We start from the raw sequence: 26931 nt of genomic DNA, 5'->3' as shown, positions 1-26931 counted from the left end.
ACGCCGTTCAAACACTCGCGGCAATGCCAGCGTACCGACCAACCCGCGCGAGCCCGTCTAACGCCCACCTATCGATCCGCCGTCGACGCCTCAAAACGGTCGTTCCGGTGTAGTTCAGTGTAGTTTCCATACCAACCCCTTTAAGAACGGTCAATCGCATTCCTTAGTGAGGATTCCACCAAAAGATCATATACGGGTTAACACTTATATAATTCACCTTGACATTTCAATTTCTGCTAAAATCGCGCGCATATACCACCACAAGCGGACCCGATCATGGGAACGACAGCCAAACCGAAGACGACAGCCCCGCCGATCGACCGCGAGACCGCGCGCCAGTATCTCGACGCACGCGCCAGCGGCTTGACCGATATCAAGGTGGCTCAGGCGTGCGGCGTCCCGACTCAAAGCCTTGTGCAATGGATCAAGGCTATGGAAACGTCCGAGTTCGTGCGCGCGTTCAGGGAAAAGGCAGCAGCGGAGATCGAGCACGGCGCCACACTCGACTACACGTTGCGCTATGACGCGTACGCATCGCGCCTCGTCCTAGGTATCGACGCGTACACCGCTGCACGGCGCGCGGGCGTGAAGGCTGAAGACGTCGAAGAGTTCATTGCACACGCGGACGCGGATCCGGCTTTTGAGTCGATCCTTGACGCAGCGCGCGCGCAACGAGACGCCAACCTGACGTCGACATTCACGGCCGGCGGATACGTCGAGGCATTGCTTCGGATCGCCAACAATCCGCGCTCGCGATCGTCCGACGTGATGAGTGCAGCCAACACGCTCGCGGCCTTGTTCGATATCAAGATCAACGGCAAGTCAGCGAGCACGACCGCGCAGCAGTTCCGAGACATGGCGAAGAAACTCCTGGGTGATGCGCCGTGATCGACTTCACGCCCGAAGACGTCGCGCTGATCAAATCGACCAAAGAGCGCGCAGGCCGGTTTGCAGCGCGTCGCCTCATGTCCGCATTGGCACTTGGCTACGATGACGCTGTAGAGCTTGACGGCGCTTCCTTCGCCGAGGAATACGCACCGCTCGACGTCGACCCATCGCCGAAAGAGCTAGACCGCCTGGGTTTGCATACGGCGCTTACCGATCCGCATGCAGTGCGCAAGTTCGCCATTGAAGTATCGCGCGACAGTGACCGCGTCGACGCATTGGTTGCAGAGCTTGCGACACTCACGCCGCAGCAGCGAATGACCCTTGGCATGTGTCTCGCCGATCGCGATTCGTTCAAGGCCGCACCACCCGCCCTGAAGCAATGGCTCAAGGCACAAGACGACAAGGGCGTAGTGATCCTGTGGATTCTGCTGTTTGCGGAGTTGCCGCTACCCTGCCGGCCGTCCAGTAGCGGAATTCTCGACGGCATGCGAAACGACTACGCGCCGAGTCTCGAACCGAATGCAGCGGAAGCCGTCGCGCGGATTCTCGGACTGGCGGACGACGGCGAGACGGTCGATTTCACGTCGGAGCGTTGGCGCGCGATGGCAAGCGAAGGCGAAGATTGACGCGTAATCCTACAGTGGGATTGCGCACACCATACCCGGCTTGATTCGCGGCCAAAACTACACTACAGAGTTACACAGGATCACGAAAATGAGCATGTTTGACGATATCGACGAAGACGAAACCACACCGGCCGGCGCGGCGAATGTCGAGCCCGAAGCCGTCGAGCAAGTCGCACCGTTACCGGGTAACGAGACTGTCGCGCAAGTCGCGCAAGTCGCGCAAGTCGCGGCCGTAGTCGAGACAACGAACGAACCCGCGCCGGCCGAATCCGACCAGGCAAAAGCCAGGCGCATTCACGGCAACCATGCGCAGTACTTTGAGCCGACACGGCCAGCGCCTCACGTCGAGCCGCCCTTACGCGCGAGCCGGATTCGCGTCCACGGATAAATCATGCACGCGCTCAGAGCAATCATCCCTGACGTACTCGCGGCGACGCGCCCCACAACACCGGCCGCGCTAATCGAACGCCTTGAAATCAGCGAGAAGATCAACGCCGGTTTGTGGAGTGGTGAGCCGGCAAACGACAGCGCTTTTACGATCAGCCCGCACTTGCTCGACGTCTTTCTGTCGACGGGCTCGCGTTACATCGTGCTACCCGGCGGGCGCGGATCCGGCAAGTCACGTTTTGCGGCCCAGGCATTGGCGATTCTTGCGCGCTCGTATCACCTTGGCGTCGTGCTCTGCTGTCGCACGTATGAGAACAAGCTATCGTCGAGCGTGAAGCCGCTGCTCGAACTGGTGATCGAACAGGCCGGTTGGTCGGATGAGTTCGACATTCAGGTAACGCTGATTCGCCACAAGACGACCGGCACGACGTTTCGTTTCTTCGGCATTGCGCACGATATCTCTCAGGTCAAATCGATGGAAGGTGTATCGATCGTCTTCCTGGAAGAAACGGAAGACATTTCCGAAGAGCAGTTGCAAACGATCGAAGCAACAATCCGGAAGGCCGGCGCGCGCATTGTCGCCTGCTATAACCCCGATCAGTTTTTGTCGTTCGCACACCAGCATTTGACCGTCGGAGCGCTTCAAGACCGCTGTCTGAAGTTTATCAATTTCAACCAGAATCTATACCTGAACCGTGAGTTTCTGAAGGCGACTTACGCCTTTTACGGTCGTGATCCGTCGCAGGCGTTGCACGTCTTCGGCGGCCAGGCATTGACGTCAGGTAGCGCGGCCTGTATCCCACTGAAACACGCGCTCGCAACGATCGACGCACACATTGCACTGGGATGGTCGAAAGAAGAGGCGTTTGGCGTGAATGCGTCGACGGCCGCTGTCGGACTCGACCTGAACAATGGCGGCGCGGACAAATGCGCGACAGTGACCCGCATCGGCCGCGTGATCAACGGCGCCGACGAGTGGCCCACGTCAACCGGCGAAATGCGCGGCTCACTTGAAAAGGCATTCACGACGGCCGCGCGGGTCGGGAATGGTTGCCGGTTGACCGTCGACGTGTGCGGTATCGGCGCCGACTCGCTCGCACACCTTGACACGCTGCGTGATCCGGAAGGCAACCGCGTCCGTATCGGCGGCTTCAATGCATCCCTTGGCGTGCGCGATCCGGACAAACCTTTCGTCAAGTTCGCCGACGGCCGATTCAACACGAATAAAGAAACGTTTTTGAACGCTCGCGCACAGGCTATGCTTGGCGATCTGGCGCCGCTCTTCCGCAATACCTACCTTGCCGTGAAGTACGGCGTGAAGATGCGCCCGGACCAATGCATTTCGATCAGTGGCAAGATTGCGAAAGAGACCTTGCGCCAGCTTATGACGGAGATCGCACAGCCGCTCAAACAGCAGAGCAACGGAAAGCAAAAGGTCGAGTCGAAAGACGACATGAAAAACAAGCGCGGGCTCAAGTCGCCTAACCTGCTTGACGCGCTTGTAATGTCCGTCACGCCGCCGAACGATACGAAGGCCGCAGCGGGATTCTTCGGGTAGTCCAGGTATAGTCTGAAGTGTAGTTTTGACGCAACAAGCCTTGCCCGGTAAGGGTCCGGATTCCACTGAAAGGAACCGGGCCTCGGACCTAACCGGGTATTGAGGTCTTCGAACCATCCATTCAGGGGATGTCATGTCGAGCGCCGCTTCGCCCAGCGTTTTACCTCAAGCCCGTCCCAGTGCCGCTGCGCGTCTCGAGCGCCTGCCGTTTTCCGGCTATCACCGGACCATCTTCATCATCATCGCCGCGGCGTTTTTCTTCGATTCGATCGACCTCGGCACGATGACCTTCGTCCTCGGTTCGATCAAGACCGAATTCAAACTGTCGAGCGCGATGGCCGGACTGGTTGCGAGTGCAAGCTTCTTTGGCATGGTGCTCGGCGCGGCTGTCGCGGGGCTGCTCGCTGATCGCTTCGGACGCCGTCCTGTGTTCCAGTGGAGCATGGTGCTGTGGGGCATCGCGTCGTATCTGTGTTCGACCGCGCATTCGGTCGACGCGCTGATTTTCTATCGCGTGCTGCTCGGTATCGGCATGGGTATGGAGTTTCCGATTGCACAGACCCTGCTCTCCGAGTTCGTCCCCGCCGCCTCACGCGGGCGGCTCGTAGCGTTGATGGACGGTTTCTGGCCACTCGGCTTCATCACGGCGGGGATCGTCTCGTACTTCGTGCTGCCGCAGTTCGGCTGGCGCACCGTCTTCGCGCTGCTCGCAATTCCAGCCGTGTTTGTGCTGATCGTGCGCCGCGTCGTGCCCGAGTCGCCGCGCTGGCTCGAGCATCGCGGCAAGCCGGCTGAGGCGGACGCCGTCCTCATCGGCATCGAAGCGAAAGTGATGAAGGCAAACGGTCTCACGTCGTTGCCCGCACCGTCGATGCTGGCCGAGCCCGCGTCCGCCTCAACGCAAGGCGCCTTCCGCGAGATCTGGAGCGCGGCGTACCGCCAGCGCACCATCATGGTCTGGCTGCTGTGGTTCTTCGCGCTGCTCGGCTTCTACGGCCTCACGTCGTGGCTCGGTGCGCTGATGCAGCAAGCCGGTTTCGCCGTGACGAAATCGGTGCTCTATACGATGCTGATCTCGCTGGGCGGCGTACCTGGCTTCCTGTGCGCAGCGTGGCTGGTCGAACGTTGGGGACGCAAGCCAACCTGCATCGTTTCGCTGGTCGGCGGCGGGGTTATGGCGTTCCTCTACGGACAGACCGCGCTGCATGCAGACAGCGTCAGCCTGCTGATCTGTGCGGGACTGTTGATGCAGTTCTTCCTGTTCGGCATGTGGGCGGTGCTCTACACCTACACGCCCGAGCTGTACGGCACGGGTGCACGCGCAACGGGTTCGGGTTTCGCCTCCGCGATCGGCCGGGTCGGTTCGCTGATCGGGCCGTATGCGGTAGGTGTGGTGCTGCCGGTGTTCGGTCAGGGTGGCGTCTTCACACTGGGCGCGCTGTCGTTTGCAGTCGCTGCGCTCGCAGTGTGGATGATGGGGATTGAAACGAAGGGACTCGCACTCGAATCGCTGGCATCGCTTGAAGCTGCGGATAGTGCGCCAGCCTATGGCGTCGCGGTCGACTAAACGCGTTGAGCGGCTGCGGCCGCTTGCGTGGCGCGTTGCAGCAACGCGCAAAAAATAAGGCCCGCCTGACCTTGGCCTAACCTTCAACCACGCGGCACAGGCGAGCTTCGTAATGAGGTACCGGCCAACATCTGAGACCGGTTGCGTTCGTTTCCGGCTCGGTCCGGGTGTGAATTGCGGCGCCAACCGCCGCGTGACCTAGCCAATTACGAATGCGTCAGCATTTTATCGGCCAATGTTCTGAATACTTCATGAGTAATTTCCCGACCTTGACGCCGCTCCGTGTCAATCGATCTGGCGTCAACGTCAGTTCAGCACGGCGTCAATGCCGCGTATGTGCGCTCTATCACGGTAGCATTGCCACTTCCTTCGCAGGCTCCTGGCCCCACGACTGACCACCCTCCTCGGCACCCCATTGCGGCCTTTGGCCGATGCCGCCGCGCCCGAAAGGTAAAATACGGGATGAGGCCCGTTGGGCCGTGCCCAATCTGGGCCACCAGGCCAATCGATGGCCCCTTCGCACATCGACGTCCGCGACCCGATAACCCGCGGCGATGCCGGCTCGCGCCGGCATCGCCCGAGGACAGCTCGTCCTGTAACAGAGCCCCTCAGGAGCCACTTTATGACCGACTCGAACGTGTCTTTCCTAGGCAGGATTTCGCTAGCCGTCGGAACGTTCTTCAGCATTCTGGGCGACGGCGAGTTCGCCGCCCGCGTACAGCGCCTGCGCAGCGGCGCGCCCGTCACGGCCGCCCCGGTGGCCACGCCTGCACCCGTTGCTGCGCCTGCCCCCACACCTGCGCCTCAACCCGCAGCGCCCACGCTGCAGCAGGCGACGCCGGATGCCGCCCTCCAGCTTCTGGGGCTGCTGCAGCGCGATGCGCGCTTTATCGACTTCGTCGAAGAAGACGTGGCGGGCTACTCGGACGCCGACATCGGCGCCGCCGCCCGTGTCGTGCATGGTGGCTGCCGTACGGTGCTGCGCGAGCATTTCACGATTCGTCCGGTGCGTGAGGAAGCCGAAGGCAGCCGTGTGACGCTGCCTGAAGGCTTCGACGCCACCGCCATCCGCCTGACCGGCAACGTGGTCGGCAAGGCGCCGTTTACCGGCAGCCTCAGCCATCGCGGCTGGCGCGTCGCGGACGTGCGTCTGCCGAGGCTGGCAGCCAGCCACGACGCGTCCGTCATTGCAGCGGCTGAGGTGGAACTATGAGCGATCCGCGTTATTCGATCGGCATCGATCTGGGCACGACCCATTGCGCCCTCTCGTATGTCGACTTCGCCGGCAGCGACGGCGAAAAGACCACTCAGGACGTGCTGCCTATCACGCAGCTCACCGCACCGGCCACGATCGACGATCTGCCCTTGCTGCCCTCGTTCCTCTATCTGCCGCACGCGAGCGAACTCGCGCCGTTCGACCTCGGTTTGCCCTGGACAGGCGGGCGCGACTTCGCAGTAGGCGAAATGGCGCGCAGCCGCGGCGCGGGCACGCCTATCCGACTCGTGTCGAGCGCCAAGAGCTGGCTGTGCCACTCGGGCGTCGATCGCCGCGCCGCTATTTTGCCGAACGACGCGCCGCCTGAAGTGACCCGCGTGTCGCCGCTCGAAACCTCGATTCGCTACCTCACGCATCTGCGTGAAGCCTGGGACCATGTGCATCCTGACGCGCCGTTCAGCGAACAGGAAATTACCGTCACGATCCCCGCGTCGTTCGATCCGGCCGCACGTGAACTGACCGCTGAAGCGGCCCAGGCCGCCGGCTACGCAGGCATGACACTGCTCGAAGAACCGCAGGCCGCGCTGTATAGCTGGATCCAGAAGAGCGGCGGCCAGTGGCGCAAGCAGGTGCGTGTGGGTGACATCATCCTGGTGGTGGACGTCGGGGGCGGTACCACTGACCTGTCATTGATCGCCGTGGTCGAGCGCGAGGGCAACCTCGAACTGCATCGCGTCGCAGTGGGCGAGCATATCCTGCTGGGCGGCGACAACATGGACCTGGCGCTCGCGCACGTGGTGGCGCGCAAGCTGGCCGCCCAGGGCACGCAGCCCGATCCGTGGCAACTGCGCGCGCTGACCTACGCCTGCCGCGCGGCCAAGGAGACGCTCCTCACAGACGCTACCGCCGACGCCGTGCCGCTCGTCGTGCCGAGCCGCGGCGCCAAGCTGATCGGCGGCTCGATCCGTACCGAACTCACGCGCGCCGAACTCACGCAGACGATCCTCGAAGGCTTCTTCCCGCAAGTGGATAGCGCCGCGCGTCCGGTGAGCCGGGCGCGTGCCGGCTTGACGCAACTGGGCTTGCCGTACGCGCAGGATGCGGCGGTCACACGTCATCTGGCCGCGTTCCTCGGCCGCCAGGTCGCGGCACTCGCCGAACTCGAAGGACTGCAAAGCACGCAGCCCGAAGGTGCCAGCTTCCTGCACCCCACCGCCGTGCTCTTCAACGGCGGCGTGTTCAAGTCGCCGCTGCTGGTGGAGCGCATTCTGCAGACGCTCAACGGCTGGCTCGCGGCGGAAGGCGCGGCGCCTGCGCGTCTGCTGGAAGGCGCGGATCTCGACCTCGCCGTCGCACGCGGCGCAGCCTACTACGGCTACGTGAAGCGCGGCCAGGGCGTGCGGATTCGCGGCGGCATTGCGCGGGCGTTCTATATCGCGGTCGAATCCGCCATGCCCGCTGTACCCGGCCTCGAGCCGCCAATACAAGCGCTCTGTGTGGCACCCTTCGGCATGGAAGAAGGCACCGAGGCGGAACTGCCGGCGCAGGAATTCGGCCTCGTGGTGGGCGAGCCGGTGCACTTCCGCTTCTTCGGTTCGTCGGTGCGTCGGCAGGATCAGGTTGGCACGCTGCTCGATTACTGGTCGCCGGAAGAACTGCAGGAACTCGATGAGATCCAGGCCACCTTGCCGCCCGAGGGCCGCAGCCCAGGCGAAATTGTCGCGGTCAGGCTCCACGCGCGCGTGACGGAGGCCGGTACGCTCGAACTGGAAGCGATTCCTCGCGGCACCGGCGAACGCTGGAAAGTCGAGTTCGACGTACGCGGCAACGCCAACGCCTGAACGAGATGAAGCAGTACATCGTCGGGATTGATCTTGGCACGAGCAACACGGTCGTCGCGTATGGGGAGGCGGGGTCCGAGGACATCCGCGTCTTCGATATCGACCAGCTCGTCAGTCCCGGCGAAGTCGCTGCGCGGCCATTGCTGCCGTCGGTGCGGTATCACGCGGCGCCTGGGGAACTGAGCGCGGGGGATTTGCAACTGCCGTGGCCGGCTGCGCCGAAGCAAGATGAACACCCCGTCGTAATCGGCCGGCTCGCGCGCAGCCTCGGCGCGCAGGTGCCGGGGCGGCTCGTCTCCAGCGCGAAAAGCTGGCTTTCGCACGCCTCCGTCGATCGCACAGCGCCGATTCTTCCCTGGGGCGCCAGCGAAGACACCCACAAGGTCTCACCGGTCACCGCCAGCGCTAGCTATCTGGCGCATGTGCGCGCAGCCTGGAACCACCGCTTTCCACACGCCCCGCTCGAACAGCAGGACGTGGTGCTCACCGTGCCCGCCTCTTTCGACGACGGCGCCCGCGCCCTGACGCTCGAAGCGGCACGCATGGCGCAGTTGCCGAAGCTGCGGCTGCTGGAAGAGCCGCAGGCGGCTTTCTATGACTGGCTGTTCCGGCATCGCGGCTCGCTTGGCACCGAACTGGCGGACACGCGCCTCGTGCTGATCTGCGACGTGGGCGGCGGCACCACCGACTTCACCCTCATCAAGGTGCAGATGCAGGATGGGCAGCCGCAACTGACGCGAGTCGGCGTGGGCAACCACCTGATGCTCGGCGGCGACAATATGGACCTCGCGCTGGCGCATCTCGCCGAGAGCCGGCTGTCGACGCCGCAGTCGCGCCTGTCGGCGGCGAGCCTCTCGCAACTCGTCGAACGCTGCCGAGGCGCAAAAGAGCAACTGCTCGGCGCTGCTGCACCGGACTCAGCGTCGATTACGTTGCTGGGCGCCGGGTCGAAGCTGATCGGCGGTGCGCGGACGACCGAAATCACGCGCCAGGAAGTCGAGCAGATCATCGTCGACGGTTTTTTCCCGAGCGTTTCCGCGGATGCGCGGCCAGGACGACCGCGAGGTGCGATCGTGGAATTCGGCTTGCCCTATGCGAACGATCCGGCGATTACGCGGCACGTCGCCGCGTTTCTGAGCCGCCTGGCAGCGCAATCGCGCGAAGCCTTAGGCACAACAGGGAACGCTCACGACGACGCGTTACCCGTGCCCGATACGCTTCTGCTTAACGGCGGCGTGTTCCGTGCCGAGGCGCTCACCGAACGTCTCGCCACTACGCTGGGCACATGGCGCGGTGAGTCTCTGCATGTCTTGCACAACGACAACCCCGACGTGGCGGTCGCGCGCGGCGCAGTGGCCTACGCGCTCGCGCGTGAAGGCCACGCACCGCGGATCGGCGGCGGTTCGCCACGCAGCTACTTCCTCGTCCTTGATGAGGATGGCGAGGCGCTGCGCGGTGTCTGCGTGCTGCCACGCGGCACTGAAGAAGGCCGCGAGATTCATCTCGCAGACCGCACGTTTGCTTTACGACTTGGGCATCCGGTTCAGTTTCATCTGGTTTCCTCAGTATCTGATACGAAGTGGCAACCGGGTGAACTCGCCGCGTTACCGTTGGGCGAATTCGTGCGCCTGCCGCCAATCGCCACCGTCGTGCCGCCACGCGAAGCCAGCCAGTCCGGCGAAACCCCAGTCCAGCTCGTCGCCTCGCTCACTGAAGTGGGCACGCTCGAAGTGCACTGTATCGACGCCAGCGACGCCGCACAGCGCTGGCTGCTCGAATTCCAGTTGCGCCGTGGCGAGGCCAAAGTCACCGTCTCCGGTGAAGCGCCCCATCCGGCGTTGCCCCGCGCGCTCGAACTGATCGATCGCGCCTTCGGCTCGCGCTCGCAGAAAGTCGACTCCAAAGAGGTCAAACGCACGCGCGCGGAACTGGAGCAGATTCTCGGCCCGCGTGCGACCTGGAATAGTGCCCTCCTGCGCGAGCTGTTCAATGCGTTGTGGGAACGCGCCAAACGGCGGCGCCGTTCGGCGGATCACGAACGCCTCTGGCTGAACCTGGCCGGCTTTTGCATGCGTCCAGGATTCGGCTACCCGCTCGACGAATGGCGTGTCGAACAACTGTGGTCACTATTCGACGACGGCATTCAATACATCAATGACAGCCAGGTGTGGTCGGAATGGTGGACGCTGTGGCGCCGCGCCGCAGGCGGTCTCGGCGAGAGCGAGCAGCTCGATGTGCTCGACGCGGTGGCGTTTATGCAGACCGTCGGCACAGCACGCTCGAAGCTACCGTTCGATCCCGCGAAGTCCGGCTACGCCGATATGGTGCGCCTTGAAGCGTCGCTCGAACGGGTGCCAGCGGAACGCAAGATCGAACTCGGCGACAGGCTGATCGAGCGGCTCAGGAAGCCTGCTGAAAACCACCAGGGGTGGTGGGCGGTCGGCCGCATCGGTGCGCGCCGGCCGTTCTACGGCAGCGCGCACAGCGTCGTGCCGCCGGAGGTCGCGGTGAAGTGGCTTGACGCCATTCTGGCGCTCGACTGGAAGAAGGTCGAACCAGCCGCGTTCGCTGCCGTGCAGATTGCGCGCATGACCGGCGACCGCTCGCGCGACCTCTCCGATGAGGTTCGGGGAAGTGTCATTAAACGGCTCGAAACCGCGCACGCGCCGGCCAACTGGATCACGATGGTGCGCGAGACCGTCGAACTCGACGAGGCCGACGAGGGACGTGTATTCGGCGAATCGCTGCCGCCGGGGCTCAAGCTGATAGGCTGACGGCATGGGCTTAATGCACGTCCAGCGAGGCGCGCCAAGCAGCATGCGTATACGCGTGCACGCGCACCTACACCTGCGCACACATGCACGCGAGCGATTACACTCGAAGCTTCCACCAACCCTGCACGTTGCGCTTTCGGGCTTATGGATCTCAGGCAAATCCAGTATTTCATCGCTCTCTTCGAGGACGGTTCCGTCACGCGCGCGGCAAAACGTCTGAACATGGTGCAGCCCGCGCTCAGCATGCAGATCTCGAAGCTCGAAGCCGAACTGAACCAGAAGCTCTTCGAACGTGGTCCGCACGGCATGACCCCTACTGACGCGGCGCGTCTCATGTATCGCCTCTATACGCCGATCATGCGCGACATCGACCATGCACGCGAGCAATTGAGCCAGCGCGACGTGATCGTCACCGGCCGCGTCTCGCTCGGCATGGTCGCGTCCGAGGCGCAAAGCGTTTTGCCTGAGTCGCTCGCGAAGTTCAACGCGCTGTTTCCGCAAGTGGAAGTCTCGGTGGCTGACGGGTTCAGCGCGCAGTTGATCGACGCCGTTGAAGCTGGCCGGCTGGATGCGGCCATTATCAACAAACCGCGCGGGCGCCTCTCGCTCGATGTGGTGCCGCTGCTCGACGAAGAGATGGTGTTCGTGACGAGCGCCGCACACGGCGTCGAGTTGCCCGCAGAAATCGACCTCGCGCATCTGCCTGCCGTCGAACTGGTGCTGCCCACTCGACGCAACGGCCTGCGTGGCGTGCTCGATGCGGAATTGATGGCGGCCGATATCGTCATCAAACCGGCGTTCGAAATCGACCTGCTGAGCACGATTGTGCAGTTCGTCGAGCAGAGCCAGGTGGCGACGATCCTGCCGCGTGTCGTCGTGCAGCGGGAGGTCGACGAAGGCCGGCTGCGCGCTTATCCGATCGCTTCGCCGCCGATCGTGCGGCACATCATTCGCGTGAGCCACCCGAAGCGGCCGCTCGGACCGGCAGCCCATGCGCTGATCGAAATCATCACTGACGAGATTCGCCGGGTGACGACTGGCGTGCCGGGTCGCTGAGGCAGGTTATGCTGCCTCCTGGAGGCCGCACTCGTGCGGTGTCCTCAGTATGCGTTACACCGCCTCACGGGCTACGCCCTTATCGAGCCTACCGAGCGTCTCCGGTACGACAAACGCCCCAACCATAAAGATCACGCTAATCGCGCCCACAAAAATCGCCAGCGTCAGCGGCAACTCCCTTGCATCTTTGGCGACGAGCGAGACGGCGGTCGGCATCATCCCGCCTATGGCGAAGCCGATATTCCACGAAAGACCCGTGCCGGTCGCACGAATCGCTGTCGGGAACCGCTCGTTAAGGAAGATCAGGATCGGCGCATAACCTGCGCTACCGAGCGCACTTAGCACCACCGCATAGATACCGATCATCGTGATGCTCTGCGCGGTGGGCAGCAGCAGGAACAGCGCGGGCAACGCAACCAGCCGGATCAGGCCAATCCAGATGAATGCGCTCTTGCGACCGATAAACGTGCTGAGATGGCCAGCCGCAACCGACGCAACCAGTACAGCGATGCTGCAAATCATCAGGATTGCAGCCGCCGCGTTGTTCGGCACATGGCTCACCACCTTCAGGAAGGTCGGCAGATAGCCTGACGTCAGGTAGTAACCACTGCCGCCGCCGATGGTCAGCAACAGGTTGATGAGCAGGATCGAGCGGTAGTCCCTTGAGAACAGCGTGCGCAGCGGCGAGCGCACAATCTCGACAGGCGCGCTGCTGTTGCCGCTATTGCCGTCGCGTTGCACAACCGCAGCCGCAGCCGCAGCCGCTTTGGCAGCCTTCTCAGCGGCAAGCTTCTTCCACAGCGGCGACTCTTCGAGACTGTTGAAGACGAAGAGTCCGAGCATCGAACTGATGATGCCGGTGAAAAACATGCAGCGCCAGCCCCACACGTCGAACTGTTCGCCCGGGAACAGCGCCGACATCGCGAGAAAAGTGAGCGAGGCTAGCAACGCACCGAGCCCCGCCCCGCCACCGCCGATCAATCCCGATACCGCCCCGCGATACCTGGGCGCAACCGACTCGGTACCGATGGTATGCGTCGAGGCCACCACGCCGCCCACAAACACACCCTGTACAAGCCGCAGGACAACAAACAGCAGCGGCGCAATCAGCCCCACCTGCGCGACAGTCGGCAGCAGGCCGAACGCCGCAGTCGACAGGCCGACGCCGACCACGGCGAAGATCATCGCGCCCTTGCGGCCGTGCCGATCAGCGTAAGAGCCGAACCAGGCCGAGCCGAGCGGACGCATGAACAGCGTCACCGCAAATGACGCATAGACCGCGGCGAGCGAGAACATCGCATGTTCGGATGGAAAGAACAATCGCCCCACAACCGGCGCCACATAAAGCAGCACGAACAGATCGAACAGGTCGAGTGCCCATCCGAGGCATGAGGCAAACACCGCGCCCATCACCTGTTTCTGGTCGACTGCTGGCAAAGCGGCTCCATTTTGTGCGGCTACGGACATCTCCATCTCCTTGAAGGTCACCGGTTTCTCTTTCGATCGGTCCGGTGTCGAGGCACGCTTGATATGCGTGCTCTTGGTTGCCTTGTCGTTTTGGCAGTAGTACTCAGCTTCCGCGGAACACGGGCTTGCGCTTGCCATGAAACGCTTCGACGCCTTCGCGGAAATCGTCGGAGGTGCGCAAACGGCTATAGGAATGCCCTTCCAGTTCGATTGCAATGGACAACGGCGCGTCTTCGGTGTCGTTCAGGAGCTTCTTCGCGGTACGCTGCGCGAGCGGCGAGAAGGCACGCAGTTCATCGACCAGTGCATCGGTTGTCGCTTCCAGATCTGCATCGGGCACGCACTCCACGGCAATACCCCACTCGTAAGCCTGCTTGCCAGGAATGCGACGCGAGCGCATCACAATGTCCTTGGTGCGGCCAATGCCGACCATCTGCTGCAGACGCGCGGAGCCGCCCGAGCCCGGAATCTGGCCGAGCTTCTGCTCCGGCAGCGCATAGAAAGTCGTATCCGTGGCGATACGGAAATCGCACGCCAGCGACAGTTCGAAGCCCACACCAAAGCAGAAGCCGCGGTTCGCTGCGATCACGGGCTTCGAACAGCGCGCAGGCGCTGCGATATTCCATGCCAGTTTCGACACATGTTCCGGTGACGCTTCGAGAAAGCCCTTGATATCGCCGCCGCTCGAAAAGTGTTCGCCTATGGCGCGTACGACGATCACCCGCACGCGCTCGTCTTCATCGAGCGCTTCGAAGGCGGCGCGCAACTGGTCGCGGGCATGCATCGAAATGACGTTCAACGGCGGCCGATGCAGGATGATGTCGGCGCGCTCACGTGCGGCATCGATCTCGATCGAGAAGCCATCGAGCTCCTGAAGCAGCATCTGGCCGCGATGGGTCAAGTCAGTCATTTCGGTTACTCCTTGGTGGTATGAACAGGTTGGGCAACGGGCTCGCGGCCGTCGAGCTCGTACTCGCCGGCAGAGAGCTTGCGGCGCAGAATCTTGCCGACCGGCGACTTCGGAATATCGTCGACAAACACGTAGTCGCGCGGCCGTTTGAAATTGACCAGATCAGAGGTACGGCAATAGGCGTCGAGCGTTTGCGCATCGACGTATTCGCGGCGCTTGATAAAAGCCACTACGCGCTGACCCCAGCGTTCGTCATTGATGCCGGCCACGGCGACCTCGTCCACGGCCGGATGCAGCGACAGCACCGACTCGATATCGACCGGCGAAATGTTTTCGCCGCCGCTGATGATCATGTCGTCGACGCGGCCTGTGACGAACAGCTCGCCGTCAGCATCGAAATAGCCGGTGTCGCCGGTGAAATACCAGCCGTCGTGGAGCGACTTCGCGTTGGCGTCGGGGCGGTTCCAATAGCCCTCAAAGGCTTCGTCGCCGAGCAGGTCCGCGATGATCTGGCCTTCTTCGTGGACTTGCGCGAGCTCGTCCGGCGAGCCTGCGTCGAGCTTCACGACCCGCAAGCGCGTGTTGATACCGGCGCGTCCCGCGCAGCCCGGTTTTCTGGTGGCGTCCTGCTCGATGCTGACCGTGTACACCTCCGACGAGCCGTAGTGATTGACGAACAACTCGGGCTTGAATGCCTGCTGCAGGCGCTTGAGCAGGCCGTCGCTCATCGGCGCGCCAGCGAAGCCGAGCTTGGTCACCGTGGACGTGTCGGTACTGGCGAAGCCTGGATCAGCGAGTAGATCGTGATAAAGCGTCGGCACGAGATACAGGCAGGAGAGCCGGTAAGCGGCGATCGAATCGAGCGCGAGCCGCGCGTTCCAGCGGCGCACGCAGACGAACAGGCCGTCGACCAGCGCCATCGCCAGCAGCGAGCGCACGCCCATCGTGTGGTAAAGCGGCATCACGCCAAGCGTGCGTTCGCCGTGCCGGTAGAGGTTCTGCGCAACGTGCGCAAGCGCCGCGGCACGCTCATGCCGGTGACGGCGCGGCACACCTTTTGCCTTGCCGGTCGTGCCGGAGGTATAGAGGATCAGCGAGTAGTCGTCGGCGGTGGCATGGACGGCTTCGCCAGTATGTGCGCGCTCGACGAGCAACGCGTCGAATGAGGCCGTGCGGCCCTGTACCTCGTCGAGTCCGATACGCGGCAGCTTCTGCGCGGCGGGACTCTGGATCACCGCATCGGCGCATACCGGCTCGTAGACGATCGCCTTGACGCCCGCGTCGGTCACGCAGTAATCTAGTTCTTCGGGCTTGGCACGCCAGTTCAGCGGCACGATGACGAGCCCGGCAAACTGGCAGGCCCAGTGCAGCGTCGCCATTTCCCAGCGGTTTTGCAGCACCACCAGTAAACGATCGCCGCGTGCGAGACCGAACTCGCGCAGACCGTCGGCCACGTTGAGAATGACGCGATGCCACGCTGCATACGTTAGCTCGAGTTCGCCATCCACGAGCGCTAGCGCATTCGGACTGCGTTCAACGCATTGCAGAAACGTGCGGCCGAGATCAAGCATTGGCGGCCTCCGGGATTTCGTTGCGCTGCTTGCGGCGCGCAGCTACATCCAGCACGGCCGCGACGATCGGCGTATAGCCCGTACAGCGGCACAGATGGCCCGAGAGCATCTCGCGCACCTGTTCCTCAGTCGGATCCGGCACACGTTGCAGATAGTCGCCGCATGACATCAGAATGCCCGCCGTGCAAAACCCGCACTGCAGTGCGTGATGGCGCTGAAATGCCTGCTGCAGATCGCCGAGCGTCTGGTCGGGCGCGAGGCCCTCCACGGTATCGACACGCCGCCCTTGCACCTGCACGGCCAGCATCAGGCACGAACGCGCCGCGACGCCATCGATATGTACGGTGCACGCACCGCACACCCCATGTTCGCAGCCCACATGCGTGCCGGTCGCACCCAGTTCGTGGCGGATGAAATCCGACAGCAGGTCGCGCGTCTCACACAGACCACTGCGGGCGCGGCCATTAAGCGTCAGCGTGACGCGCTGAGTTTCGCCCTGCCGCATGATATTGCTCGATGCTTTGCTCACTTCGCCTCCTCGATCACGCGCCATCCGAGTTGCCGGACCAGATGCCGGCGGTATTTCGCGCTGATATGCGCATCGTCCTGCGCGCCCAGCTTCCAGCTCAAATCGTTCAATGCGCCGCGCAGATCATCGCCCTGCAGGTGCGGCCAGCGTTCGACCACCGGCCGGTCCGCCACGCCGCCCACAGCGAGGCTGATGGAGTCAGGCGTCACGACTGCCGCGCAGGCCACCATGGCGAAGTCGCCGTGCCGTGCGGAGAACTCCGTAAAGCCATAGCGTTCGCCCGGTTTTTTCAGCGGGAAGCGGACCGCTTCGACGAGTTCGTCCGGCGCGCGCGCCGTCATCAACATGCCTTGAAAGAAATCCGCGGCCGCCAGTACGCGCTTTTTCTTCTTCGAGCGCAGCACCACCTCGCCGCCCAGCGCGGTGAGCACTAGCGGCAATTCCGCGCTCGGATCGGCGTGCGCAATCGAGCCGCAGACCGTGCCGCGGTTGCGAATCTGAAAGTGTGAGATGTACGGGAAGGCCATCATCAGCAAGGGCGTTTCGTTCACCAGCCACTTGCGCCACTCGACGCTGCCCTGCGTCGCCGCCGCCCCAACCACCAGATAGCCCGCATCGTTGTCGACGCGCACCGAGTTCAGTTCCTCGGTGCGCGAGATGTCGATCAGGAGACGCGGTTGCGCAAGCCGCATGTTGAGCACGGCCATCAGCGATTGGCCGCCTGCGAGGATGCGCGCGTCCTCACCGGTTTCAGCTAGCGCATCGAGTGCATCCTGCGTCGTCATGGCGTGCAGATAATCGAATGACGCCGGTTTCATGTCGTCCTCCTGAAGATCGCCAACAGGCGCGACAGCCACGATCCGCCCGCTTTCAATGGATTACCTGACGCCTGGCGCCCAAGCGATTCGAACAACTGGCGCAACACGACCTTCGCCGCGCCCTCTAGCATGCGGCCGCCGACCGCCGCAACCTTGCCTGACACCTGCGCTTCGTAGTCGTACGAAAGCCGCGTGCCTTGCGCTATCGCTGTCAGTTCGATCAGACCGTTGCCGCGTGCGCTGCCTAGCGGCGAGATGCCCGCGCCGGCCAGTTTCAGCCGATGCGGTGGATCGAGATCCGATAGCCCGATCTGCGCTTCGAAGCGCGCCTTGATCATGCCCACGCCAACGGTGACATCCGCGCGATACTGGTTGGTCCCCGTCGACTCCAGCGCATGACAACCCGGAATCACCTTAGCGAGCGCGCTCGGATCCATCAGCACCGCGAAGATTGCCTCAGGCGTGGCGGGCAGATCGACCGTGCCTTGTGCGGTGAGCGCCTTGCCGCCACCCGGCACGGCCGGTTTCGCGGCAGGCGCCTCGCGGAGCTCCGGTCGCGACGGTTCGGGGTCGTCGATGCCGATCAACGCCATTACTTTCGATGGCGTCAGCGGCAAACGGATATCGTCCACAGCGAGTGCATCGGCCACCGCGTTGGCAATGCACGGCGGCGTGCTCATGTTGTTGCCTTCGCCAAGCCCTTTCGCACCAAGCGGCGTGAATGGCGACGGCGTTTCCAGATGCACGATGACCGGATCGGGCACCTCGCAGGTGGTTGGCATCAGATAGTCGGCGAGCGTGCCCGACTGGAAGCTGCCGTCCGCGCCATAACGAAACTCCTCCATCAGCGCCGCGCCCAGCCCTTGCGCGAACGCGCCGCGAATCTGGCCGTCGGCGAGCGCGGGGTTTAGCAGCGTGCCGGCATCGTGCGCCGTCACGTAACGGTCGATGCGGATCCGGCCGGTCACGCGATCGATTTCGACGCCGCACATATCGAAGGCAAAACCATAGGCTGCCGAAGTATTGATGCGATCGTTCTCGTCCGGCGCGTCCATGTTTTCCGGCGTCCAGAACACGGTTTCGCGCAGCCCCGGTTCCTCGCCTTCCGGCAATAGAGCGGGCGCCCAATGCGGCGCATTGCTGGCGACACGGCCGAACGGGATCGCCTTGTCTTCGGCGCCCTTCACATAGACACGTCCGCCTTCGAAGCACACTTCATCGGTCGTGCAGCCGTACTGGTTGGCGACGATCCGCGCCAGCTTGTCGCGCACCCGCACGGCGGCGAGATGAACCGTACCCGCCACCGCGCCCGCAAAACGGCTCGAATAATTGCCCGCCGCAACCGACCATGCATCTTTGTGCGTATCGAATTCGACGTTGACGACGATGTCTTGCGGCTCGACGCCGAGCACGTCCGCGACCACCTGCGCGCAGACCGTCATATGCCCTTGCCCCGCCGGAGTAGAGGCCACCGTGACCACCACGCCGCCCAGCAGATCGACGCTCACAGTCGCGCTCGCAATTGCGCCGCTCTTCGGCCCTGCCTTCTTGCGGGCCTCAGCGGGCATCACGGTAGTGATGTATCCCATGTTCGACACGGACGGCTCGACGATCGCCGCAAAGCCGATGCCGTACAGGCGGCCCTCCTTGCGGGCTGCCTCGCGACGTGCAACGAGCTCGTCGTAGCCTCCCGCGGACAACGAGCGGCGTAGCGCCTCCTGATAGTTGCCCGAATCGAGCAGCGCACCGGCTGCAGCGCGATAAGGAAACGCGTCCGCCGCGACGAAATTGCGCCGGTAGACCTCCAGCACGTCGAGTTTCAGCGTAAGCGCAATCCGTTGTATCAACCGCTCCAGCGCGAAATACACTTGCGGGCCGCCGAAGCCGCGCACGAGCCCGGTGGGCGTTTTGTTTGTCAGCACAACACGATTGCGCACCAGCAGGTTTGGAATCGCGTAGGCGCCGGTGAGGCAACCGTGCATCCGGTAGAACGTCGCGGGTTCCGGCGCGCGCAGATAACCCCCGCAGTCTTCGAGCTGGTCGTAGGAGAGCGCGATGATCCTGCCGTCGTTTTCCACCGCGGCTTCGAGTGTCGAAAAGCGCGCCGTCGCCGATGTGGCCGCGCTCAGATGTTCGAGCCGGTCTTCGACCCACTTCACCGGCGCACCGGCCTTTCGCGAGGCAAGGCACATCAGGACTACATAGGGAAACACCGCCTGCTTCACGCCGAAGCTGCCGCCCGAGTCGCGCGGCGCCTTGTGACGCAGCCGGTTCGCCGGCACGTTCAGCGCCATCGCCATTACCGCGTGCAGCGAGAACGGTCCCATGAAATTCGATGTTACGTCGTAGCCTTCGTCACCTGACAGGAACTCGGCAATCACCACGCCGCATTCAATCGGCGCACAACTATTGCGCGGATAGTGCGCCTGCAGCTTCACTCGGTGCGGCGCTTTCTCGAACGCGGCTTCGGGGTCGCCATAGCGGAAGTGCCGATCGCTGATCACGTTGGTGCCGACGCGCTCGTGCAAAATGGGAGCGTCATCGCTGGCCGCCTGTTCGATTGACGTCACCGGATCGAGCAGCGTGTAGTCGACCTTGATCAGGTCGAGTGCGTCTTCCGCCAGCGCACGCGATTCCGCCAGCACTACGGCCACCGGTTCGCCGACGTAACGCACGCGGTCCATCGCCAGCGACCATTGCTCCATGGGCGACTTCACGCCGACGACGAACGGCCGCGACCATGCGCGCAGATCATCGCGGGTCAGCACGGCGCGCACGCCGGGGTGCTTCAATGCGTCTTCGGCGCGGATTGCAGCGAGCTCGGCATGCGCATGCGGCGAACGCAAGATCGCGGCATGCAGCGTGCCGGGCTTCACGCCGATGTCATCGCCATAACGGCCGCGGCCAGTCAGGATCGCGGGGTCTTCGACGCGCTGCATCGAGCGGCCGACGTGCCGCCGTGGGGCTGCGCCCGGAGCCGCTTCTTCGGCTTCGTGCGGAATCCCTGGCTTGAGCTCGGCAAAAGCCGTATCGCGCTGGTTCATCGGTCTGTTCCCTCATCGCGGCCCGCAAATGCATCGGCGAGACCGCTCCAGCGGTGTGCGATCTCGCGATGCTCGATGCCGAACAGATCCAGAATCCGCCCCACCGTGTGATCGACCACGTCGTCGATGGTCTGCGGATGCGCGTAGAACGCCGGGACCGGCGGCATTACGATCGCACCCATCTCGGTGGCGAGCGTCATGTTGCGCAGATGGGCCAGATTCAATGGCGTTTCCCGCGCTACCAGCACGAGGCGGCGGCGTTCCTTGAGCATGACATCGGCCGCACGCGTCAGCAGGTTGTCGGCGAAACCGTTCGCGACGCTCGCGAGCGTTTTCATCGAACACGGTGCAATCACCATGCCCGAGGTCAGGAACGAGCCGCTCGCAACCGAGGCGCCAATATCGCGCACGTTATGGACCACGTCGGCCATGCCGTCGAGGTCGCCACGGCTGAGACCCAGCTCCTGCGCGGCCGTCACCGCGCCCGATGCCGACACGATCAGATGGGTCTCATGCGTGCCAAGGCGGCGCAGCGCGGCGAGCAAGCGCACGCCGATAACCGCGCCGCTGGCCCCCGAGAGGCCCACGACGATGCGCTCGCGCTGACGCTCAGTCATGCCGCTTGCCCGCGTCAGCACCCAGATAAGCGGCGAAGCTGGCGTTGTCCGCCGCAACCAGGGCGTCGAGATCGACCTTGTTCTCGCCGGGAATCCGCACGCGTGTGAACACGTGCGCCGGATAGACGACCGGCCGCGTGGCGTCGAGCCCCATCTTCGCGCTCACGCCTTGCAGATGAAGCGGTGCATCCACGGGCTGGCCGACCGTGGTGGACGGATCGAGCGGCGAGCCTTGTGCGCCCTCGATCACCACCAGATCACGATCAGCCTGAAAACGCGTCGCTACCGCCCATTCGATTTCCGCCGGATCGTGCACGTCCACATCGGTATCGACCACGACGACCTGCTTGATGTCGTAATGCGCGCCGAACGCGCAGAGGATCACATTCTTAGCTTCGCCTTCACGCCTCTTGTCGAACTGGATCCACAGGTGATAGCGGCACACGCCCCCTACCGAGAGGTGCACGTCCTTCACGCCCGGATGGCTGCGCTGCAGGTGAGCGAGCAGCGTCGCCTCGCGCGGAATCGCGCCGAGCAGCAGATGCTCCATTTCCGCCGGCACAATCGTATGAAAAATCGGCTTCTCGCGATGCGTGAGCGCAGTGACTTCGATCACTTCACGCGCCTCCTGTGCGCTGTAGTACTTAGGAAATTCGCCAAACGGGCCTTCCGGCTCACGCACGTTCGGCAGGATGCGGCCTTCGATCACGATCTCTGCAAACGCGGGCACATGCACCCCGTTCGTCACGCATTGGACGACCGGCAGCGGCATGCCGTGCAGCGCGCCGGCGATTTCCAGCTCGTCGTGATCGATCGGAGTAATTGCTTGCGAAGCGAGCATCGTCAGTGGATCGACGCCGATTGCGACTGCCACGTCGAGCGCATCGCCTGCTTCTTCCGCGGCCTTCTGAAACGCGTACAAATGGCGCGGCAGCATCAGGATCGCCATGCGGTCCGGGCCATGCACCTGGATGCGGTTGATCGACACGTTCTGCACGCCGGTGCGCGGATTGCGCGCGATCACGAGACCCGCTGTGATATAGGGGCCGTTGTCATGTTCGCTGTGCGTGGGGATGGGAAGCAACGCGTGCAGATCGATGTCCTTCGTCAGCACTACCTGCTGGCACGGCGCAGCGTCGCGCGGCAAGACTTTCGACGCAATCGGCTGCCCGGCCGCTTCGCGAAACCGCGTCAGCAGTTGAGATTCGGCCACGCCCATGGCTTCAGCAATCCAGGCGCGCTTTGACATGAATCCGCTCACGACCGGAATGTCACGGCCAGCCGGCTTCGTGAAGAATACGGCCTGGTCGCCGTCGAGATGTTTGGCGATGGCGGCGAGTTCGTGTTCGAGCGCGACGGGTTTGTCGATCGTCGCCAGACGATCCGTTCTTGCAAGATGCGCGAGCCAGTCGCGCAGCGTCAGCACGCCGGATTGCGGGGCCCACGACAAGGAAGAGGTGCCGTTCGTGACGGCATCGCGTGTGTTCATCTACGTCTCCATTGATGCCTCGCTATGCGCCGGGAACAGTCGCCGCGAGATATGCAATGAAGCGTAGCGAGATCGCTGTATAAGTTCTAATACTGTTTTTTGATGTTTTGAATCATCGATACTGATATCCGTGTTAGCCCCAATGACACCCGGCTTACAAAACGATATCCATTGAATTACCGTCTCAGGCGAGCTGGAGCGGCATCATCCGGGACATCCGTTGGTGCACTTTCCGGCGCAAACCTGATAATGTGATCCGAGCTCATTAGCCACGTTGATGGCCCCCGACTTGACGTCCCATTCAGATCGCTATGGACCTCAAACAAATCCAGTATTTCATCGCGCTGTTTGAAGACGGTTCCGTCACGCGTGCCGCAAAGCGCCTGAACATCGTGCAGCCCGCATTGAGCATGCAGATTGCCAAGCTCGAAGACGAGCTGCACCAGCAACTCTTCGAACGCGGTGCGCACGGCATGGCCCCGACCGCCGCGGGGCGGTTGATGTACCGCCTGTTCCTGCCGATCGTGCGCGATCTCGCCCATGCCAGGCAGCAACTCGTGCAGCGCGACGAAGTGGTGACCGGTCACGTCGCGATTGGGCTGATCGCCTCGGTGACGGAGAGCGTCCTCGCGGATTCGCTGTCGCGCTTTCATACGCGTTATCCGCACGTCGAAGTGACGGTGGCGGATGGTTATAGCGCCACTTTCATCGATTGGGTGGCGGGCGGCCAGCTCGACGCTGCGCTGATCAACAAGCCCCGCTCGCGGCTCTCGCTCGATGCGCAGCCGCTCCTCGATGAGGAAATGGTGCTGGTCACCAGCGCCATGCACGGTCCCGATCTGCCGCACGCGATCGAACTGGCGCAGTTGCCCGAACTGGAGCTCGTGTTGCCGACCAAGCGTCATGGTCTGCGCGGCGTGCTCGATACAGCCGCGCAGCATGAAGACATTCTGCTTGCACCGCGCTTCGAAATCGATGTGCTCTCCACCATCGTCAAGCTCGTGGAGAGCACGCGTTTTGCCACGATCCTGCCGCGCATCGCCGTCGAACGTGCCGTGCGGCAAGGCACGTTGCGCGCCTATCCGATCCTCGCGCCGCGCATCGTGCGCCATATCGTCTGTGTGAGCCACCCGCGCCGACCCCTGAGCGCGGCGGCTGACGCGCTGATCTCGATCATTGCCGACGAACTGCGTCAGGTGTCGAGTGCGTCAGATATGAACGTGCCGCTGCCGCACGAGCGGATCTCGACGGTTCGCCGCCCATCGTCCTGATTCAAGTGGTCCAGCAGGCGACTACCGCTTTCGCGGAGGCGGTCTACCGCAGCCCCGCTCAGATCGGCGTCAACACCGCCTCGCCCGCAAAATGCCGTGTAGCGTTGGTTATAAAGTTCTGCACCGAGGCCATGACCGCCTCTGGCGAGCGGCCACCCACATGCGGCGTCAGCACGACGTTGCGCAGCTCGCGCAAGGCTTCGGGCAGATGCGGCTCGCCCTCGTACACGTCGAGCCCAGCCCCGGCAATCGATCCCGCCTTGAGTGCGTCGGCAAGCGCCGCGGTATCGACGACACTGCCGCGCGACACATTCACGACGAACCCATTCGGTCCCAACGCGTCGAGTACCGCCTTGTTGACCAGATGCTGCGTGGCGGGGCCGCCCGGCGTCGCTATCACGAGGAAATCGCACCACTGCGCGAGCGCCGTGGCGCTATCGAAGTAACGCATCGACTCGCCTTCACGCGGCTTACGGTTGTGGTAGCCGAGTTCCATGTCGAACCCTGCGCCACGTCTGGCGACCTTCTGACCGATATTGCCGAGGCCGAGAATGCCAAGGCGCTTGCCCGACACGTTCGGGTGCATCGGCAGCGTGTTGCGCCAAACGCCCTCGCGGGCCGCCCGATCGAGTTGCGGGACATCGCGCACCACTGCCAGCAGCAGCGCGAAGGCATGATCGGCGACGCAGTGGTCATTGGTCCCTGCTCCATTGACCAGCACGATGTTGCGGGCGCGCGCGTGGTCGAGTGGAAGGTTTTCGTAACCGGCGCCCAGCGCGCTGATCAATTCGAGCTTCGGCAACTGATCGACTTCCACGGCTTTCACCCCGGTCGTGCCATTGGTCAGCACGGCGCGAACCGTGGCGCCGTGCGAGGCGATCGCCTCGGCGCGCGAGGCGGGATCCGGCGCATAGACCACGTCAAACGCGGCCGCGATACACGCGCGGCTTTCATCATTCAAGGGAATCAGAACCAGCAAAGTAGGCTTCATGGACTCAGCGCGTTGATTGGCGGGACACTGCGACGCTGGAAAGTGTAACAAGGGCTCAGCGGGTATGCAGACGACCACGCCCGGCGTACGCTGCGGCTCAAGTTGCCGCCCTGCCTGCCGTTAGCAGGTAAGGGTTTGAGCGCACCGGACCGGCTCTGGCGGCGACTTGCAGGCCCCAGCGGGCTACCCTTCGCCCCACCTCAGGCCAGGACCGTTATTGACCCGGCCGCCTTTGCCCGCCAAGTCGTCTTAAAATGGCGACACTTTCGACTACGGACTCGTCATGCTGGATACCCTTGGTGAAGAAGAGATGCCCCGCGGTGAAGCGACGGCCAGCGACGACTCGGAGATGTTCGAGCTGGCCCCCGTTTCACTCTGGCTCGAGGACTTCAGCGGCGTGCGCACGCTGTTCGACACCTGGCGCGCCGAGGGCGTCACCGATCTACGCGCGCATTTCAGCGAGCATCCCGAGCGGGTCGCGCAGTGCGCGCACAGCATCCGCGTCATCAAGGTCAACCGCAAGACGCTCGATCTGTTCGAAGCGGACAGTCTCGCCACGCTGACCGCCAATCTCGGCGCAGTGTTTCGCGACGACATGCTGAAGACCCACCTCGAAGAGCTGTGCCAGTTATGGGCCGGCCACAGGAATTTCATGAGCCAGACCGTCAATTACACGCTTGGCGGTCGGCGGGTCGATGTGCTGCTCAAGGGCGCCGTCCTGCCTGGGCACGAAGCGCGCTGGGACCGCGTGCTGGTCTCGCTTGAGGACGTGAGCGAGCTGGAAGGCGCGCGCCATCGCCTCGTGCACGCCGAGCAATACGCGCGCGGTCTGTTCGAAGACTCGCCGGTGTCGCTCTGGGTCGAAGATTTCAGCGCGGTCAAACGTCTGCTCAACGAGGCACGTGCGGCCGGTATCGCCGACTTCCGCGTGTTCACAGACGTGCATCCGGAGTTCGTCGAGCGCTGCATGCAGGAAATTCACGTGCTCGACGTGAACCGGCACACGCTCGCCATGTTCGCGGCGCCGGACAAGCAGACCCTGCTGGCCCGTTTGCCACAGGTGTTCCGCGACGACATGCGGCCACATTTCCGCGAGCAGCTCGTCGACCTGTGGGACGGCAAGCTCTTTCAGCAACGCGAAGTCCTCAATTACTCGCTGGACGGCAGCGAGGTGCACGTGCATCTGCAATTTTCGGTGCTGCCGGGGCACGAGCAGGATTGGGACCTCGTGCTGGTGGCGCTGACCGATATCACCGCGCGCAAGAAAGCTGAGGCCTATCTGGAGTTTCTCGGCAAGCACGATGTGCTGACCAAGCTGCGCAACCGCTCGTTCTACGTTGACGAACTCAACCGGCTCGAACGCAAGGGTCCGTTCCCGGTGACCGTAATCATGGCCGATCTGAACGGCCTGAAACGGATCAACGACCAGCTCGGCCACGCGGCCGGCGACGCGCTCTTGCGACGGGCCGGCGAGGTGCTGGCGAAAGCGATGGAAACGCCCTTTCACGCGGCGCGCATCGGTGGCGACGAATTCGCTATCCTGATGCCCAGTACCGATGAGCATGGCGGCGCGGCGATGATCGACACGATTCGGCAACTGGTTGAGCTGAACAATCAGTTCTACCCAGGCTCGCTATTGAGCTTTTCGATGGGCGCGGCAACCTGTCAGTATGGCGAACGGCTGGAAGCCGTGGTGCAGCGGGCGGATCTGCTGATGTATGAGGAAAAGCGCGCGCACTATGCGAACCAGACCATGAGCAAGTCGAACGAAGATTGAAACAGCGCTTGCCCGGGTCTGGCTCGGGCAGGCCTGCAGGCGGGCGAGTTCACGCTCGCGCGCTGCGCACGTGCACTGCCTGATGCCTGCGACGACCCTATCCGGGCAATTTGGCGGCGAGAACGTCGAGCTTTCCGATCGAGGGCGGCACCGCAAACAACTCTCCCGCCCTGGCCATCAGCGCCGCGGCCACCTTGCCGGAAAGATGCGCGTCACGTCCGGCTTCATCCGCAAAGGCATCGAAGATGCCGAAGGTGGATGGGCCAAGACGCAAACCGAACCATGCGGTCGTCGCCGGTTCGTCCTCGACCAGCGGTAAGCCGTCCAGCAGAAAACGCTCGACCTCCTGTTCCTTGCCGGGCTTGGCTTCCAGACGAACGAACAGCGCTAGCTTGACCATGATCTCTCCTTGGGTGGTGAGCGTCGGGTGCGTTACAACGGGGCAATGCACGCGCCCTCAGCCAAGTATAGTGTTTGCACCGGATGTGACATAGGCAAGAACTCACGCAGGCGATCGAGCTTTGCCGTGTGCCC

21 protein-coding genes are annotated in these 26931 nt (G+C 63.3%); 11 read left to right on the top strand and 10 right to left on the bottom strand.

Going from position 1 to position 26931, the window contains the following annotated elements:
* Positions 1-276 precede the first annotated feature (276 nt).
* The 9 genes from P3T40_RS17445 (at position 277) to P3T40_RS17405 (ending at position 11913) form a co-directional block, all read left to right on the top strand.
* Positions 277-888, top strand: a complete 612-nt coding sequence (locus tag P3T40_RS17445) for a hypothetical protein (protein ID WP_429268969.1) — start codon at positions 277-279, stop codon at positions 886-888.
* Positions 885-1514, top strand: coding sequence for a hypothetical protein (locus P3T40_RS17440; RefSeq protein WP_429268968.1), 630 nt, complete (start codon positions 885-887; stop codon positions 1512-1514). The genes P3T40_RS17445 and P3T40_RS17440 overlap by 4 nt, the downstream gene beginning before the upstream one ends.
* Before the next feature lie 88 nt (positions 1515-1602).
* Positions 1603-1902 (top strand): hypothetical protein, encoded by a 300-nt coding sequence (locus tag P3T40_RS17435; protein ID WP_429268967.1) that lies wholly within the window; start codon positions 1603-1605, stop codon positions 1900-1902.
* A gap of 3 nt (positions 1903-1905) precedes the next feature.
* Entirely contained in the window at positions 1906-3459 is a 1554-nt protein-coding gene (locus tag P3T40_RS17430) for a phage terminase large subunit (RefSeq protein ID WP_429268966.1), read from the top strand.
* A gap of 133 nt (positions 3460-3592) precedes the next feature.
* Positions 3593-5026 (top strand): MFS transporter, encoded by a 1434-nt coding sequence (locus P3T40_RS17425; RefSeq protein ID WP_429268965.1) that lies wholly within the window; start codon positions 3593-3595, stop codon positions 5024-5026.
* A 622-nt stretch (positions 5027-5648) separates the two neighbouring features.
* The gene (locus P3T40_RS17420) at positions 5649-6239 is read left to right on the top strand and encodes a DUF2760 domain-containing protein (protein ID WP_429268964.1); all 591 of its coding nucleotides are present in this window, start codon (positions 5649-5651) and stop codon (positions 6237-6239) included.
* Positions 6236-8083 (top strand): Hsp70 family protein, encoded by a 1848-nt coding sequence (locus tag P3T40_RS17415; RefSeq protein ID WP_429268963.1) that lies wholly within the window; start codon positions 6236-6238, stop codon positions 8081-8083. The genes P3T40_RS17420 and P3T40_RS17415 overlap by 4 nt, the downstream gene beginning before the upstream one ends.
* A 5-nt stretch (positions 8084-8088) precedes the next feature.
* A complete protein-coding gene (locus tag P3T40_RS17410; RefSeq protein WP_429268962.1) occupies positions 8089-10857 on the top strand; it encodes an Hsp70 family protein in 2769 nt (922 codons plus the stop codon).
* A gap of 144 nt (positions 10858-11001) precedes the next feature.
* A complete protein-coding gene (locus P3T40_RS17405) occupies positions 11002-11913 on the top strand; it encodes a LysR family transcriptional regulator (RefSeq protein ID WP_429268961.1) in 912 nt (303 codons plus the stop codon).
* A 54-nt stretch (positions 11914-11967) separates the two neighbouring features.
* On the opposite strand, the gene P3T40_RS17400 is transcribed toward P3T40_RS17405, so the two are convergent.
* The 8 genes from P3T40_RS17400 to P3T40_RS17365 form a co-directional block, all read right to left on the bottom strand.
* Positions 11968-13380, bottom strand: a complete 1413-nt coding sequence (locus tag P3T40_RS17400) for an MFS transporter (RefSeq protein WP_429269019.1) — start codon at positions 13378-13380, stop codon at positions 11968-11970.
* Between the two features lie 103 nt (positions 13381-13483).
* Positions 13484-14290, bottom strand: coding sequence for an enoyl-CoA hydratase/isomerase family protein (locus tag P3T40_RS17395; protein ID WP_429268960.1), 807 nt, complete (start codon positions 14288-14290; stop codon positions 13484-13486).
* Positions 14291-14295: 5 nt separating this feature from the next.
* Positions 14296-15861 carry an AMP-binding protein gene (locus tag P3T40_RS17390; protein WP_429268959.1) on the bottom strand — a complete coding sequence of 522 codons (1566 nt, stop codon included), beginning with the start codon at positions 15859-15861 and terminating at the stop codon, positions 14296-14298.
* Positions 15854-16414: a (2Fe-2S)-binding protein gene (locus P3T40_RS17385; RefSeq protein ID WP_429268958.1), complete on the bottom strand. Its 561-nt coding sequence runs from the start codon at positions 16412-16414 to the stop codon at positions 15854-15856. Before P3T40_RS17385 ends, P3T40_RS17390 begins: the two co-directional genes overlap by 8 nt.
* On the bottom strand, positions 16387-17208 hold the full coding sequence (locus tag P3T40_RS17380; protein ID WP_429268957.1) for an FAD binding domain-containing protein: 822 nt from the start codon (positions 17206-17208) through the stop codon (positions 16387-16389). The genes P3T40_RS17385 and P3T40_RS17380 overlap by 28 nt, the downstream gene beginning before the upstream one ends.
* Positions 17205-20252 carry a xanthine dehydrogenase family protein molybdopterin-binding subunit gene (locus P3T40_RS17375; protein ID WP_429268956.1) on the bottom strand — a complete coding sequence of 1016 codons (3048 nt, stop codon included), beginning with the start codon at positions 20250-20252 and terminating at the stop codon, positions 17205-17207. The genes P3T40_RS17380 and P3T40_RS17375 overlap by 4 nt, the downstream gene beginning before the upstream one ends.
* On the bottom strand, positions 20249-20869 hold the full coding sequence (locus P3T40_RS17370; RefSeq protein ID WP_429268955.1) for a UbiX family flavin prenyltransferase: 621 nt from the start codon (positions 20867-20869) through the stop codon (positions 20249-20251). Before P3T40_RS17370 ends, P3T40_RS17375 begins: the two co-directional genes overlap by 4 nt.
* On the bottom strand, positions 20862-22358 hold the full coding sequence (locus tag P3T40_RS17365) for a UbiD family decarboxylase (RefSeq protein WP_429268954.1): 1497 nt from the start codon (positions 22356-22358) through the stop codon (positions 20862-20864). The genes P3T40_RS17370 and P3T40_RS17365 overlap by 8 nt, the downstream gene beginning before the upstream one ends.
* 311 nt (positions 22359-22669) lie before the next feature.
* On the opposite strand from P3T40_RS17365, the gene P3T40_RS17360 reads away from it, so the two are divergent.
* The gene (locus P3T40_RS17360) at positions 22670-23629 is read left to right on the top strand and encodes a LysR family transcriptional regulator (RefSeq protein WP_429268953.1); all 960 of its coding nucleotides are present in this window, start codon (positions 22670-22672) and stop codon (positions 23627-23629) included.
* A gap of 58 nt (positions 23630-23687) precedes the next feature.
* Here the strand turns inward: P3T40_RS17360 and P3T40_RS17355 are convergent, their stop codons facing one another.
* Positions 23688-24620, bottom strand: coding sequence for a 2-hydroxyacid dehydrogenase (locus P3T40_RS17355; RefSeq protein WP_429268952.1), 933 nt, complete (start codon positions 24618-24620; stop codon positions 23688-23690).
* Between the two features lie 283 nt (positions 24621-24903).
* Between P3T40_RS17355 and P3T40_RS17350 the strand changes: the two genes are divergently transcribed.
* On the top strand, positions 24904-26397 hold the full coding sequence (locus P3T40_RS17350; protein ID WP_429268951.1) for a diguanylate cyclase domain-containing protein: 1494 nt from the start codon (positions 24904-24906) through the stop codon (positions 26395-26397).
* Between the two features lie 97 nt (positions 26398-26494).
* On the opposite strand, the gene P3T40_RS17345 is transcribed toward P3T40_RS17350, so the two are convergent.
* Positions 26495-26797 carry a putative quinol monooxygenase gene (locus P3T40_RS17345; RefSeq protein WP_429268950.1) on the bottom strand — a complete coding sequence of 101 codons (303 nt, stop codon included), beginning with the start codon at positions 26795-26797 and terminating at the stop codon, positions 26495-26497.
* Positions 26798-26931 lie beyond the last annotated feature (134 nt).

It is taken from the genome of Paraburkholderia sp. EB58 (genome assembly GCF_050436665.1).
Lineage (GTDB): Bacteria > Pseudomonadota > Gammaproteobacteria > Burkholderiales > Burkholderiaceae > Paraburkholderia.
Note: the sequence above shows the minus strand (reverse complement) of the source record. Positions and strands in the feature narration are given on the sequence as shown.

Excerpts from the sequence above, each read along its gene's own strand:
- P3T40_RS17435 (WP_429268967.1), top strand. The coding sequence starts at position 1,603 with ATGAGCATGTTTGACGATATCGACGAAGACGAAACCACACCGGCCGGC.
- P3T40_RS17445 (WP_429268969.1), top strand. The coding sequence starts at position 277 with ATGGGAACGACAGCCAAACCGAAGACGACAGCCCCGCCGATCGACCGC.
- P3T40_RS17385 (WP_429268958.1), bottom strand. The coding sequence starts at position 16,414 with ATGGCGCGTGATCGAGGAGGCGAAGTGAGCAAAGCATCGAGCAATATC.
- P3T40_RS17405 (WP_429268961.1), top strand. The coding sequence starts at position 11,002 with ATGGATCTCAGGCAAATCCAGTATTTCATCGCTCTCTTCGAGGACGGT.
- P3T40_RS17390 (WP_429268959.1), bottom strand. The coding sequence starts at position 15,861 with ATGCTTGATCTCGGCCGCACGTTTCTGCAATGCGTTGAACGCAGTCCG.
- P3T40_RS17420 (WP_429268964.1), top strand. The coding sequence starts at position 5,649 with ATGACCGACTCGAACGTGTCTTTCCTAGGCAGGATTTCGCTAGCCGTC.
- P3T40_RS17345 (WP_429268950.1), bottom strand. The coding sequence starts at position 26,797 with ATGGTCAAGCTAGCGCTGTTCGTTCGTCTGGAAGCCAAGCCCGGCAAG.
- P3T40_RS17355 (WP_429268952.1), bottom strand. The coding sequence starts at position 24,620 with ATGAAGCCTACTTTGCTGGTTCTGATTCCCTTGAATGATGAAAGCCGC.
- P3T40_RS17415 (WP_429268963.1), top strand. The coding sequence starts at position 6,236 with ATGAGCGATCCGCGTTATTCGATCGGCATCGATCTGGGCACGACCCAT.
- P3T40_RS17410 (WP_429268962.1), top strand. The coding sequence starts at position 8,089 with ATGAAGCAGTACATCGTCGGGATTGATCTTGGCACGAGCAACACGGTC.
- P3T40_RS17425 (WP_429268965.1), top strand. The coding sequence starts at position 3,593 with ATGTCGAGCGCCGCTTCGCCCAGCGTTTTACCTCAAGCCCGTCCCAGT.
- P3T40_RS17375 (WP_429268956.1), bottom strand. The coding sequence starts at position 20,252 with ATGAACCAGCGCGATACGGCTTTTGCCGAGCTCAAGCCAGGGATTCCG.
- P3T40_RS17370 (WP_429268955.1), bottom strand. The coding sequence starts at position 20,869 with ATGACTGAGCGTCAGCGCGAGCGCATCGTCGTGGGCCTCTCGGGGGCC.
- P3T40_RS17380 (WP_429268957.1), bottom strand. The coding sequence starts at position 17,208 with ATGAAACCGGCGTCATTCGATTATCTGCACGCCATGACGACGCAGGAT.
- P3T40_RS17400 (WP_429269019.1), bottom strand. The coding sequence starts at position 13,380 with ATGTCCGTAGCCGCACAAAATGGAGCCGCTTTGCCAGCAGTCGACCAG.
- P3T40_RS17360 (WP_429268953.1), top strand. The coding sequence starts at position 22,670 with ATGGACCTCAAACAAATCCAGTATTTCATCGCGCTGTTTGAAGACGGT.
- P3T40_RS17365 (WP_429268954.1), bottom strand. The coding sequence starts at position 22,358 with ATGAACACACGCGATGCCGTCACGAACGGCACCTCTTCCTTGTCGTGG.
- P3T40_RS17430 (WP_429268966.1), top strand. The coding sequence starts at position 1,906 with ATGCACGCGCTCAGAGCAATCATCCCTGACGTACTCGCGGCGACGCGC.
- P3T40_RS17395 (WP_429268960.1), bottom strand. The coding sequence starts at position 14,290 with ATGACTGACTTGACCCATCGCGGCCAGATGCTGCTTCAGGAGCTCGAT.
- P3T40_RS17350 (WP_429268951.1), top strand. The coding sequence starts at position 24,904 with ATGCTGGATACCCTTGGTGAAGAAGAGATGCCCCGCGGTGAAGCGACG.